Source organism: Pseudundibacterium arcticum (assembly GCF_042646465.1).
Lineage (GTDB): Bacteria > Pseudomonadota > Gammaproteobacteria > Burkholderiales > Burkholderiaceae_D > Undibacterium_A > Undibacterium_A arcticum.
The window spans coordinates 101,614-113,976 of record NZ_JBHRTP010000066.1 but is presented as its reverse complement, the minus strand read 5'-3'; the positions used below and the strand labels follow the sequence as shown (position 1 = coordinate 113,976).

General features: G+C 54.0%; 15 protein-coding genes and 1 pseudogene. 5 read left to right on the top strand and 11 right to left on the bottom strand.

Annotated elements, in window-relative coordinates; genetic code table 11:
* Positions 1 to 814 (top strand): hypothetical protein (locus ACFOFO_RS19310; protein ID WP_390332456.1); only part of this gene is annotated, 814 nt, incomplete at its 5' end.
* Positions 815 to 1,046: 232 nt separating this feature from the next.
* On the opposite strand, the gene ACFOFO_RS19305 is transcribed toward ACFOFO_RS19310, so the two are convergent.
* From ACFOFO_RS19305 to ACFOFO_RS19280, 6 genes are all read right to left on the bottom strand, one after another.
* The gene (locus ACFOFO_RS19305) at positions 1,047 to 1,310 is read right to left on the bottom strand and encodes a DUF1488 family protein (RefSeq protein WP_390322533.1); all 264 of its coding nucleotides are present in this window, start codon (positions 1,308 to 1,310) and stop codon (positions 1,047 to 1,049) included.
* A gap of 652 nt (positions 1,311 to 1,962) precedes the next feature.
* Positions 1,963 to 2,532 carry a cysteine dioxygenase family protein gene (locus ACFOFO_RS19300; protein WP_390332454.1) on the bottom strand — a complete coding sequence of 190 codons (570 nt, stop codon included), beginning with the start codon at positions 2,530 to 2,532 and terminating at the stop codon, positions 1,963 to 1,965.
* A gap of 431 nt (positions 2,533 to 2,963) precedes the next feature.
* The gene (locus ACFOFO_RS19295) at positions 2,964 to 3,878 is read right to left on the bottom strand and encodes a glutaminase (protein WP_390332459.1); all 915 of its coding nucleotides are present in this window, start codon (positions 3,876 to 3,878) and stop codon (positions 2,964 to 2,966) included.
* A 444-nt stretch (positions 3,879 to 4,322) separates the two neighbouring features.
* Positions 4,323 to 4,607 carry a hypothetical protein gene (locus ACFOFO_RS19290; protein ID WP_390332452.1) on the bottom strand — a complete coding sequence of 95 codons (285 nt, stop codon included), beginning with the start codon at positions 4,605 to 4,607 and terminating at the stop codon, positions 4,323 to 4,325.
* Between the two features lie 384 nt (positions 4,608 to 4,991).
* Entirely contained in the window at positions 4,992 to 5,360 is a 369-nt protein-coding gene (locus ACFOFO_RS19285) for a cation transporting ATPase C-terminal domain-containing protein (RefSeq protein ID WP_390322530.1), read from the bottom strand.
* Between the two features lie 337 nt (positions 5,361 to 5,697).
* Positions 5,698 to 6,084, bottom strand: coding sequence for a cupin domain-containing protein (locus ACFOFO_RS19280; protein WP_390322529.1), 387 nt, complete (start codon positions 6,082 to 6,084; stop codon positions 5,698 to 5,700).
* Between the two features lie 373 nt (positions 6,085 to 6,457).
* Here ACFOFO_RS19280 and ACFOFO_RS19275 point away from each other — a divergent pair, with 373 nt between their 5' ends.
* Both ACFOFO_RS19275 and ACFOFO_RS19270 read left to right on the top strand, forming a co-directional pair.
* Entirely contained in the window at positions 6,458 to 6,826 is a 369-nt protein-coding gene (locus tag ACFOFO_RS19275) for a cupin domain-containing protein (RefSeq protein ID WP_390322528.1), read from the top strand.
* A gap of 132 nt (positions 6,827 to 6,958) precedes the next feature.
* On the top strand, positions 6,959 to 7,165 hold the full coding sequence (locus ACFOFO_RS19270; protein WP_390332451.1) for a hypothetical protein: 207 nt from the start codon (positions 6,959 to 6,961) through the stop codon (positions 7,163 to 7,165).
* 496 nt (positions 7,166 to 7,661) lie between these two features.
* Here the strand turns inward: ACFOFO_RS19270 and ACFOFO_RS19265 are convergent, their stop codons facing one another.
* From ACFOFO_RS19265 to ACFOFO_RS19255, 3 genes and pseudogenes are all read right to left on the bottom strand, one after another.
* Complete coding sequence (locus tag ACFOFO_RS19265; protein WP_390322526.1) at positions 7,662 to 8,060, bottom strand: cupin domain-containing protein; 399 nt, start codon at positions 8,058 to 8,060, stop codon at positions 7,662 to 7,664.
* A 190-nt stretch (positions 8,061 to 8,250) separates the two neighbouring features.
* Positions 8,251 to 8,343: pseudogene (locus ACFOFO_RS19260) on the bottom strand (integrase); the annotation flags it as partial.
* A gap of 71 nt (positions 8,344 to 8,414) precedes the next feature.
* Positions 8,415 to 8,846, bottom strand: coding sequence for a YybH family protein (locus tag ACFOFO_RS19255; protein ID WP_390322525.1), 432 nt, complete (start codon positions 8,844 to 8,846; stop codon positions 8,415 to 8,417).
* A gap of 59 nt (positions 8,847 to 8,905) precedes the next feature.
* On the opposite strand from ACFOFO_RS19255, the gene ACFOFO_RS19250 reads away from it, so the two are divergent.
* On the top strand, positions 8,906 to 9,127 hold the full coding sequence (locus tag ACFOFO_RS19250) for a hypothetical protein (RefSeq protein WP_390322524.1): 222 nt from the start codon (positions 8,906 to 8,908) through the stop codon (positions 9,125 to 9,127).
* A gap of 235 nt (positions 9,128 to 9,362) precedes the next feature.
* Entirely contained in the window at positions 9,363 to 9,650 is a 288-nt protein-coding gene (locus ACFOFO_RS19245) for a hypothetical protein (RefSeq protein WP_390322522.1), read from the top strand.
* A 397-nt stretch (positions 9,651 to 10,047) separates the two neighbouring features.
* On the opposite strand, the gene ACFOFO_RS19240 is transcribed toward ACFOFO_RS19245, so the two are convergent.
* Together ACFOFO_RS19240 and ACFOFO_RS19235 are read right to left on the bottom strand one after the other, a co-directional pair.
* Entirely contained in the window at positions 10,048 to 10,938 is an 891-nt protein-coding gene (locus ACFOFO_RS19240) for an alpha/beta fold hydrolase (RefSeq protein WP_390322521.1), read from the bottom strand.
* A 418-nt stretch (positions 10,939 to 11,356) separates the two neighbouring features.
* Positions 11,357 to 11,908 carry a hypothetical protein gene (locus tag ACFOFO_RS19235; RefSeq protein ID WP_390332448.1) on the bottom strand — a complete coding sequence of 184 codons (552 nt, stop codon included), beginning with the start codon at positions 11,906 to 11,908 and terminating at the stop codon, positions 11,357 to 11,359.
* Positions 11,909 to 12,363 lie beyond the last annotated feature (455 nt).

The window sequence follows — 12,363 nt, the reverse complement described above, 5'->3', positions numbered from 1 at the left end:
GAATGGGTGTCCAGTTTGCCGTGAAATCGGTGTCCAGTTTGGTGTGGAATACGCAACGGGGCGCTATGGCGCACTATTCAAGACGCTTGCCAATGCCAACAACAAGAGCAACTTTCTCGCGTTCTTGCTGGAAGTGACCTTTGCCCACCAATTTGAGACCGCCGGAATGCCTCTCGCATACGAGGTCAAGCAGGTCTCCGAGCAAACCAGCTCGGTTGACTTTAAGCTGGCTGCCCAGACCGGCGACGCCGTATTCTTCGAGCTGCAGTTGCAACAACAGGACCAGCCGACTGCTAACCACATCGCCGAGCAACTGGCGCAAGGCCTAGTCTACGCAGCCATGAAGGACGGCGATGGACAGACGGACGAAATCTTCCGCCTGCAATCGACCATCCTCAGGAAGGTTCAGAAACCGGATGGCTCACCAGTCAAGTTCCTGCAGAATGGGGCGGGCATTGTGAACATCGTCGTCGTGTGCATCTCGGACATCCTACTGGAGACGCCCGACGCGTTCGACTGTACCCTGACGATGTACGGCGACCTCGAGGTGCCAGAGCATTGCCGGCGCGGGGTATTCGGTCTGTTCCAAGACACGAAGGCTGGAGACACCGAGGAATTCCAGGTCCGTGCGGCGAAGTACGCGCACATTAAGGGCACCCTCCACGGAGTGTTGTTCATATTCCGGCCCAACGGGTCAGGCGTGCTGGACTACCACTTGCAGCAGGTCATGGTCTGGAACCGCAACCTCGTGTCGCAGGCTCAGGCGGCCCCTCTGATGAAGCAGATTGCAGCGGCGTTGCCGGCCAAGGTATAGGAGGAGGAGCGTAGCCGACCGGCACTCGACATCTTGTCAGCAATGCATTTGAATGCCGAGTTCAGGTCAGCCTGCTATCCGCGCGGAATCGAATGACCGGAATCGAGGCGAGCCACAAATGACCGATGTTGGCCGATTCCAGCCTTTCAAGTACACCTTTCAAGTACAAATTAGTTCAGACTTGATCCGACATGCGATGTCGGATCAAGTCTGAACTAATTTGTATGAGCCGTCAGAATTCTCCAGTACTCAGAAGCCTCTCGGTTCCACTGCTGCGCTCCAACAGGCGAGTGGCAACTTCTTCGATGCGCGCCCTATTTTGCTTAAAGGTGCTAACCCAGCTTTGCCCCGATGAAGATGTGAGGTCGAAGTGGTCCTCAAGCGCTTCGCGTGATATGACGCACCAAACTATGTCACCATCGACAACAGCTTGGAATGCAACCCCTTCGCTGGAGTCTATATGCGGCTCAATGCCGCGTGGAAAGCTGATATTCATAACCACCTCCTTGCCTGATCGACGGGACTGTTGATACTCCCGGCGGAGTTCTACATAGATCTAGCATACCCGCCTCCTACAAGGATGGCACGTTCGGGTCAATCATCCATTTACCATCCACGCCTGAGTCGTACTACCCGATCATCTGCATTGCGTGATCGAACTTCCGCCTGGCAATACAGATTTTGCGACACGCTGGCGCTTGATAAAAATTCGTTCTTCCAAATCTGCAGGTGCTGGTGCAAATTGACCGAATCGAGGCGAACAGTCTTCGTCTTTGTGAAGTCGGGCCTCTCGTTGTCCGTGAGTCCGGCATTCTTCAAATGAACGAATGCCATCGACGTTGCCCATCTTTCGACGCCGGCGCAGTCTGGACTCGCGGCGAACGCCGAACACGCAAGACCGGGTAGGACGAGCGCTGCAATTCGTACGACGAGCATCTTCATGACGCCCAACGACATGAGCGGCGTGCCGGCTTGCCGGGGCACGCCCGCTCGATGGAGGGGGTATGCCTCATTGGCTGGCGGCGAGGTAGAGCCATCCACTGCCGCCGTCCCGACGCATGACCGTAGCCTGCGCTCGCGCGAGGCACTGCGGCTGAAGTTGCAAGAAATCGCCCTTGTTCCTTGGGTGCTCGGTGTAGGCACAGTATTCAACCCTCAACCTTCACAACAAACGGCATCTCCATGCGTTTTTCCAGATCAAACTGTGACCGTCCCGTATGGTTGATGTGCTTCCCGTAGATATGAAGAGAGACGGTGACCACGTCAGAATCGTTCCAAACGCTATGTATCATGCCTCGTGGCATAGCTATGACATCGCCTACATTGCATACTTTCTCGCCGACCTTCTTGAGTTCGGCGTAACCCTGCCGACTATTGTCATCCACTCGCTCATAAAATTCGTTCTTCTCTGGGCCGTCTACTCCTGCGACTACCGCCCACGTGCCGTGGTCGTGCGGCGGGGCGCCTCGATGCGGAAGCCAGCTCACAGCCAGAATAGCCAGCGTGTGGTTGGGTTCCTCGTGCAGTAAATAGACGCCGAACCCCTGATCTGGGTCGGCGTGGTACATGCGGTCCTCAAGCCAGTTTGCTTTGGCGCGGGCAGCACGGTGCGCAAGTGGACGAATACCAGCAAGAATTTCGCGCTCATCGTTGAACCTCGCGCACACTTGCTTTAGGTCAGCCACGAGCTGTGGAATGGTATAGCCATCAGTGATCATTATCGTCCTCCTTTGCTGCCAAACGCCAGACTTCAGCGGCCACCGAGGGCAGTCCGCTGGAATGATGGGATGGACTCCCCCCACTTTTTTTCCATGACGATGTTGCAGTGAGCGTACACTGGGTGCGGCCCCTCCGATAGCGTGCTAAATCCGTGCTTGCGATATAACGCGATTGCGGGGGCAAGGACAGTGTTCGATAGAAGATAGCCCCTCGATGCTCCTCTCGCTCGCGCGCGCTCAAGCGGGCTCGCGGGCAGCGCTGGTTGGTTGGCGGCTAGTCCACCGGGCAACCCACTGCACACCGGAAAACGGTGCGTGGCAGGGGAAGTTTTCACGTTTGTGCAGAGACCTATTAACAGACCCTAGCAGTCAAAAAAACGGCGGATGCAAGGTTTTCATTCGCCATTTTTGTTGATATTGTCGTTTCTTCGCTAAAAAATGGAGCGCGCCGTCAATGTGGTAAACCGCTCCAACGCATAAGTGCCGGCCAGCGAGTTGCCGGTGGCGTCCAGCCCGGGTGACCAGACTGCCACTGCCAGTTCTCCGGGTACCAATGCCAGAATGCCGCCACCGACGCCGCTCTTGGCCGGCAAGCCCACGCGATAGGCAAAATCGCCTGCTGCATCGTAAGTGCCGCAAGTCAGCATCAGGGCATTTAGGCGCTTGGAAGAGCTGGCACCGAGTATCTGCGCGCCACTCCATGGCACGGTGCCATGCTGGGCTAAAAAACTGCCTGCCTTGGCTAGCTCGGCACAGCTCATGGTGATGGAGCACTGGCGGCAATAACTGTCGATCACGGTCTTGACCGGATTATGCAGATTACCGAAATCCTTCATCAGATGTGCAATCGCATAATTGCGATGCGCGGTTTCGCGTTCAGACTGGGCAACCGTCGCATCAAAATCGATATTTGGCTGATCAGCAATCATGCGAACGAACTGCAGGATCGCAATATCGGATTGCACAAAACGGCTGGACAAAATATCTGTGATCACCAGTGCCCCAGCATTGATAAAGGGATTGCGCGGTTTGCCGCGTTCGTACTCCAATTGCACCAGGGAGTTAAATGGGCTGCCAGAAGGCTCGCGCCCGACGCGCGACCAGATCGTATCGCCTTCCCGCGAAAATGCGAGTGCCAGCGCAAATAACTTGGTCACGCTTTGCAGCGAGAATTTTTGATCTGCATCGCCTACCGAAAACGTCTGGCCGTCCAGACAATACACTGCCATGCCAAAGTGCCGCGGCGACACCTTGGCGAGTTGGGGAATATACGTGGCCACCTTGCCTTGCGAGAGCAAAGGCTGCACTTCGGCGCAAATGGTTGCAAGAATGGTCTGGTAATCAATGGCAACAGGCATAGGCGGTGCGAGAAGTCGAGGGGTTGGGAGCGCTTTTGGTACGCGAATATGTGGGTATGGAATTCGTGCTCATGGCTTAGGTTCAATTGCTCTTCGCTCTGGAAATGCCATCACGGTTTACTGTCCGTGGACTCAAGCGACCTAAATGCAAAACATCTACCAAGGCCGGGACAGATCCTATTTTGCAACACAAAAACAATATCTTGAGGGGACGGACTACGCTGTGCATTGCCCCCAACTCTGCTGAATATAGAAAATCGTTTTAAATAGAGAACTCGACGGCTCTATTTGTATATATGCCAGCTCGACTTGACAGCGCATTTCAATTCGCGCTGAACGGCACGTCCAAGATAAACTGAGCAGCCAGTCCAGTGCCGCAAGCCCGTCGTACCCGCACAGTGTGTTCGGTGACAGCATGAACATCATCAAACCCTACCCCGTGAAATCTCGCCGGCTCATCACTAATGCGGACTGGTTGGCCGCTAACGTCTGGACCACCGCGCCGACCAAACTTGCGTCAAGTTCTTCGGCGTCTCGACCGGTTACCGCGCTCACGATGGATATTGCCTGCAGCACCTGCGCTTTTGTTAATTCCACCGCAGCGCCAAATATGGCCGCTTCGTCATCAGTCAATTCCATAAACTTTGTCTTCACGAGAGACTCCGTTAATAAAGGAATAGGAATCCTAGCATGAAGGGAACGCCCTAATTTTTTCATCCGTGATGATCCTGGCGTTGATGGAAGCGAACTTCGCGCATGAGAGCGAGAATGCGAGGGCGGCGTGATGTTACAAAAAGTCGTTTGCCCCGAGCAAAACAGGATTCATGTCAGGTCGCGCACCAAAATATCTGCGCAACACCTGAATGATGGAATGTCTATCCCTCGTATGCCTTCGCGACGGATGCCTTGAACGCATAGTCCTCTGCAAGTGGGAACGTTGGGTGCCGCCACTTTGGCACTTCGATGCCGTTTCAGGAAGGGGACGACCATTCCATTAGCCTCGCCCATGAACGGACGTTCATCCGATGATGAGAAGCGAAGGATGCATTGTTCCGTCTTAAGACGTTGCCTGAACTTATGCCGCCTATAGAGGCTGACGGGCTAAGCCCGGGTGACAGATCTGCGCGGCCACCGTCCAGCCGCTGACCATCTGTAGAAGCCCTGCTTGGCCAATTCAACAACGAAGAGATAGACAAGCACCATGGCCCCGAGAATGAAATAGAACTTGGCAGACGGTGGCACAAATCGGAAATACGTTCCAATCGGCGTAAACGGCAACAGCACCGCGATAGCCACAACCGCCAGAGAGGTTGCCGTCAGCAGTGGATGGGCGCGGCTTTTCAGTGGGTTCCCCCGAGTGCGGATAATGAAGATCACCAGCACCTGCGTGCATAGAGATTCAACGAACCAGCCTGTCTGAAACAATTTTTCGTCTGCCCGAAAAACGATCAGCTTGCCAAAAGGTGGCAAGTTTGATGCGAATATGCGGACGTGAAGTAGCGCCGCTACAATGTTGGCTCAAGCCATTCGCACGTGTGTCAACCGAGTGTGAAAATGTGGAGATATATTTCAGCGATCGGCAACACTGCGTTGGGCGGCGGTCACCTGCGGGCAAGGCAAATTGCCCGCCTTGCTGCAGACTCGGCGCCCACGCATAGTCACCTTCCTCAACGAAAACGACCCGGTCGCACAGGCGGTCGAGTCGTTAAAGCCCAACCCAAGCGTTATGCCGTTCGCGTTCTCAGAAAATCGCTTGTCTGAGCGGCATTACTCCGCAATAAGGGTTTGGTGCATCGTGCTGCCTACGTCATTTTAGGTTCACCACGTAAAGGACAGTCTCGGTTTTACCGATGTTTTTGACTATATAGGAGGCATCGGTTGACTCATCAACCCGCACTTCACCGGTCTTCCATTGACGAATTTCTTTCGTGCCGTCGAGGTAGATGCGTTGGAGTGTTCCTCCCTTTAAGGCGCGTACGACGCGATAGGGGCGCGCCCTACTTTCGCTTTCGGCGCCTGGTTTGAGTCTTTGCTCTACGACCCGCACCTTATCGTTGTCCAGCAGTACCGTCAATTCCTCCTTTAATGGAGCCGCTGTCGCCTTGTCCTGCGCCATTGCCTGATTCACAATGCCTGCTGCCAACATGAACACAGGAACCAGCACACCAATGAAAAGCCGGACTAATTTGTTCATAATGCACCCTCCTTCCGAGTGTTATTAAAAAAGCCCAGGCGCGGCGATCCCGGTCGAGGCCTATGTACTCCGCAAAGGAAATATGGCCCGGTCTGTGATATGACGGGATTTTCTCAATAACGGATCTCCACATCCTATTGAGAAAAATCCGGCAGAGTCTGCGTCATATCAATAGGTCGATCCTCTCCTGTGATGTAACAACACCACGTATTGCGCTTGCGATGCACTGACCTATATTGAATTATTCAGTTTGAGTTCAAACCTCAAAACAGATTAGTCGATAAAGGCGCATCTGGTTCAACCACTTTCACTGCTCAATTATCCTGATTCGCCAATACCATACTCGCCTACAACTTACTTGGAGGGTCATGCGATGAGTGCGTCGTTAGAGAAAAAATCTTTGGACAAGCCGGACGAAGTCCGCCCATTCAAAGATGGAAAAGGCAAGGTAGCTGTCTTTACACTCGGCAACCACACAATGGGCCGTGGCGAGTTCGAACCTGGTTGGCGCTGGAGTCTGCACGTGAAACCGATAGCAGGAACGGATTCTTGCCAAGCAGCTCATACAGGCACCATCCTTGAAGGGCGAATGGTCGTTAAAATGGACGATGGATCTGAGATGGAATACGGGCCGGGCGATGTCTTTTATATGCCCCCTGGGCATGATGCCTGGGTAGTTGGAAACCAACGTTGTGTGTTGTTCGATGTAACAGGCGTCGCAAAATACGCCAAACCCCAATAAGACCGCTCTTTGCCCTGCTTCAACTGTTCTACAGTTCCACAAAACTTCAAGATGGCCGCCCGTTTCCATGTCACAGGCGGCGTTTCCTGCTGAACCTCTGCGCAACTCACAACCTGCAGACGCTGGTGCGAATTGACCACCGCGCCGGTTCTCGCTGACCTGCTGCGCCGGCCCGAGCTGACCATCCCTGATGGAGTTGACCACCCGGATCGTGAATGGCTGCATGCTGTCTGCCCCGACAGACCGGTATCGACCCTGAGCCGTCATCGACGAAAAACGAAAGCGGCCATTCACCGCAAGGGTGAAAAAATGGAAGCGGCCGTTCGTGATGCGAAGTAAATATTCCGAGCTGAACGGCAGCTGTGTATTGTCAACGGCCATTCGGGCTTAGAATACCAATGGGAACTGTCGGCCAAGACCTGCCGGTCAAGCATCTGCGTTCTAAGGTCTGCTACAGACTGGTTGCGGTCACTCGGCGTCGATGGAGCGCCAACCAGTTCTATGCAAAATGCGTTCTTCGTCTACATTGGAACGAACGGCGGCTTAGGTGGGTAGACCCGCCGTTGACGGAAATTTATCAACGAGCGGCTGGTTTTCCAACGCCTGGCGGGCGGGTTTCGACCCATTGCGGTCATTTGACCGTGCCAAAAGCGGACGCACGAGCGACGCACGTTTCCGGTTCAGAGTTCGGGTCTATCGCGTCACTACGACTTGAGGCAGTAACAATAAAGAAACTGATACGTCGTGCCAAACAGTGTTGGTGTACTTTAATTGCATTTCAGACAATTCATCGCCAAACTCACTTCTCAGAGAACTCGCGCGAAAAATGCCAGAGTTACTCGTCGACGACGGTTTCATGCTCCGCTGGGAGGATGACTTCAAGCAACTCGCAGTCATCCGACCATCCAACGACGGTGTGTCGAATATTTGGTGGTTGTATCCAGCATGAACCTTCTTTCATGGTCTGGACTCCGTGCCCCTCGAACTCGCTTTTGAACCAGCCTTTGAGGACATATATGAGCTGGAATTGCACATCGTGATGGTGCCGCTGGCTGAAGCTTTCTGAAAACGGTGCAATCATCCGAATGACGTGCGCCGTGGCAGCCCCGTTGGTCGCCATTGCAACCCCTAAGTCTCGATAGGACGAATAGCTGCGAAGACCCCCTGTTTTGAAGTCATCTTCGTTGAGATGGCTTACCGTGAATTGCTGGTTTGGCGAAGTGACGACTGTCATGACGAACTCCTTTAAGTAGCACCCCAATATCCAAACCACGACATCTTGCGAAGCACAAGACTTCTCATAAATATGGGATGACCGCTTTGCAGTTGAAGCTTGGTAGGCGGCTATTGGCCGTTATGGAAAGCGTTCCATAATGGCCAGTCAGCGACCGTCGCGTTCGGCGGTCGTGACCAGTCTGGCGGGACTACACCTCCGTCTGTTCGGCGATCTCTAGAGCATCGTCGACCTCGATCCCAAGATACCGCACGATGCTTTTCAGCTCGCTGGGGCTCAGAATTGGCCAACCCTGCTCATCGACACAGGTCAAGTCCACATTCACATTTCACCCAAGATGGCAGGATAGGTTGATTACGTCTTGGCCTGCATCCCCTTAAGAACATCCAACATCGCCGGAGAAACATCCGTGTGGTGATGGACGATCTTCCAGCTACCCGCCTCGCGGCGGTAGATGTTTGTAACGCGATGATCCAAGGTAACCTGTTGTTCAGCAAACTTAGCCTGCCCACGCTCAGAACCCAGTTCGTAGGCCAGATCTCCTATGACCTGAATCATCTGATCATCCAGTCTTATCTGTCCCTCTGATGCGATCTGGGCCACTTGCTGAAATGATTCTTGGACTTTGTCCCAACCGACCTGCCGTCCGCCAATCGGATGCATGGCCGTTACGACCTCACCGTGCGACCAGATGTCTGACAGTGGCCGGGCATCCCCATTGGCCATGTTATTCAACGCTGCGTAGAACTGTTCTGATGCTTTGCGCACTTCGTCTTCTGTGGACATAATCATTCTCCTTGAGTGATTAGTGGGCTACTAATTTAGCATACACTACCGGCCGTTTCGTGCTGAAGCAACTGGCCGTCAATGTCCGCTACGCGGAAATTCTTGCGTTGCCCTTGAAGGTCTCCTTTGGCCGGATGCTGACGGCCAGCCATTCTGATGGCCCGTTGCATGCTATCGTGAAAACATTGGCAGAAATTTGTTTCATCACAAGAGATACGTCAATGTCCGCATTTGGCCTCGTTACATTTCGCTTGTATGTCATCGGCGTTTGGCTAAGCTGAACAAATGACGTGACAAGAGGCTCTCTTCGGCGACCACCGGCAGCTTGTGGCCGATTTTTGTACGCGTTCAGCATCATGGCAGAAAGCGGCCATACGGCTTCGCGCGAAGCGGCGCAGCAAAACTGTCTCCCGATAACAAAGTTGACCTAAACCGCTGCGCGTTGAGGATTTCACTTTATGCGTCAACATCAAGGGCCGCGACAGGCGGCTCCTTTAAGCTGAAAGGAGAACGAAAATGGCATACGGGATCGTGCATTACTTCCCTGGTGGAACGAAGGAGCAGTACGAGGCGTCAATCGCGGCGGTGCATCCGAGCAGGGAGAGCCTGCCGAAAGGCCAGATCTTCCACGCGGCTGGTCCGTCGGCTGGCGGCTGGACGATCGTGGCTGTCCACGACTCCAAGGAGAGTTGGGAGCAGTTCCGCGACGGCATCCTGATGCCCCGAATGCAACAGGGCATCAAGGGCGGGTTGACCCCGCCACCACAAGAAACGGCGTTTGACGTCCACAACCTGCAGCCGTAACAGCCTATCCGGGATCGTTCTGCTTCGTTCGCAGCTTTCGATCGGAGCGCTGTGTGCCGACGGTGGCACAGTAAAGATTAACGGCCCGCTTCAGACTGACACCGGCCATTCAGGCGTCACGGGTGACTGGCAGCAAAGCAGCGTCGGACCTGCCCGCCAGGCCTTGGAAAACCAGCCGCTCGTTAAGAAATTTCCGTCAACGGCCGGTCTACCCACTTAAGCTCCCGTTCGTGCCAATGTAGGCGAAGAACGCATTTTGGATAGAACTGGTTCGCGTTCCATCGAAGCCCAGTGACCGCAACCAGTCTTGACCTGACGTAGAGCGCGGGACGCCCAATGTCTCTTGATGGCCGGCACGGGACATTTCGACCGCTCCGCCGTGCTCAAGCCGACTCGATCAACGCAGATGCTCAACCAGCGCATCTGCCACATCGTCCGGCGCTTCCCTCGGCGGAAAATGTCCGACACCGTTCATCAAAAGGCGTCTGTATCCCACCGTGAAATGCTGTTCCAGGTTTTCCGATGAGTTCGGTTCATCGCATTGATCCGCGGCGCCCTGTACCATCAGCGTCGGCGTTGCGATTCGATCGATTGTACGCAGCCGTTCTGCGAGCTCCGAATACGCCGGGTCCGATGGTTCGTCTTTCCGCCAGCGTCTCCGATACCCATTGAGGGAAATTGGAACCCAATCGGGATTGTCAAAGGCCGACGCGGTCAACGTGAACTCCTCGTCATCGAACCAACCGGGCGGGGACCACGTGTCCCATTGAATCCGCGCAAAACCTTTCGCGTCGGCGCGGATTGCAGCAGGGCCGTCATCGAGCGCCATGAACCACTGGTACCAGAATTTTCTGGCTTGGGAAAATGCTGGAAGCTCGAACTTTCCGTAAGGCTGGAACGCCAGGGCCAGCGCTGCGATGCGACGAACGCGGTGCGGAAAGAGTGCAGCGAGCGTGTACGCGGCGCGGGCGCCCCAGTCGTGGCCGACGACGTCGAACCGGTCGAGGCCGATTGCATCGGCGAGATCGATGGCGTCCTGTGCGAGAGCCACACCCGATCCGTCGCGCACGGCATCTGCTCGCAGAAAGCGGGTATCGCCCGTGCCGCGAAGCTCAGGGATGACGGTTCGAAAGCCCGCGCAAGTCAGCCGGCTGGCGACGCCCTTCCAAGCTCTTGCCGAATCGGGCCACCCATGTAACAGGATGACTGACGGACCGTCGACAGGCCCGGTATCGAAAAACGAGATGTCGAGCGTCTGTGTCTTTGCGTGGCGTTTCTCATTGTTCATGTTCGACCCCAACTGAGATCTAAAAGAGCAGTATACCGAAAGCAGGACATGGAGCGCCACAAATGGCTGCTGTTGGCCGGCTGATTTAAGCCAGTCATTTTCTTCACTGCAAGGTGGTAGCGCACGCCAGCACTGCACAACAAGAAATCAATCGCGAAATAATCGCATCGTAAGTTCGACTGCTTGCTTGACTGTCGAACTTGTGGTGGCAGTTTGAAATGCGAATTGGTGGCTATTTTGAAATGCGAAACGCTGGCAACTTTCGTATGCGAAAGGGTGGCAAGGTCGATGCGAATATGCGATGAGGCTGGAAGCGGACGTACGACGATACATACGCGACCTTCCGCTTTTAGCCACATTTTGCCCGTCAGGCAGGCCTTGCTCTTGCAAGAATTTTGGTTGCATCATTTGCTTATGATTATTTGGCGTTTGCTGATTGGACGGATTGCGAGTCATGTGTATGGAAATGCCCTTGCTGACGCAATGTTGCCAGCGTCTTGGTGTAACTTTGCATGTAACCTTTGCCGAGTAACACTACGCCAGCGATTAAACCGTCACAGACATAGTGGCTGTTGATCTCGATAACACCTGCCTCAAAAAATTTACCGGAACCGCCGACAATGTCTCGAATGCGGTCGGTCAAACCTAGGACGCCAAAGGCAACTGAACTATCCGCCTGAATGAATATCGAGTAAGAGCGGGTGTCCCGCAGATAGACCCAGGAACCGATCTTGAGTGTCTTGACGGCACCAAGCATATTTGTATCGTAGCCATCGGTCTGCCTAGCATGCGCAATATACCGCTCCATCAATGATGGTTCCGCCATCAGTTTCTTGCGTGCCCTTTGCATTTTTTCGAGCAATGTGACTTCCAAATCTAATCCATGCGTGTCGACATCTATGGCAAGAAGGAATCGTTTGTAGGTCTCAATAAACCGCGTTGCAATATCGTGATCAAGAATCATGGGCATGAGATTGGTAGCTGTGTCACAGGCCGCTATTTTAATTGATCAAGGAGCTATCCAAATATCTCAATCCGTTTCGTCAGCCAATGTATTTGATGGATCAAGTCGACGAGGATATCAGCGCGAATGACTGTAATCGAGAACTTTCTCGACTGGCTGGTTGTGGCCGAACTGCGTCATTTGCGAAGGTCCGAGTTCGACCCTTTAGAAGCATTCAGGAATTTCAAACGACCGTCTGCTTAATACCGTATTGCGGACGCTGGCAACACCTGAGGTACATCATCAGCTTGGGAAAATGCCGCAGGACTGCGCTCTTCCAGCGAACGGTAGCTGAACATGGCGTGTTGGGTGACCTCGGATTTGCGAATGGATTTAACAGATAAATTGCTTTGACTACACAAAGTATACCCGCGCCCATCTATTGACAGGCCCGGGGGATCTTTCAACAGCCTGTTAAGTTG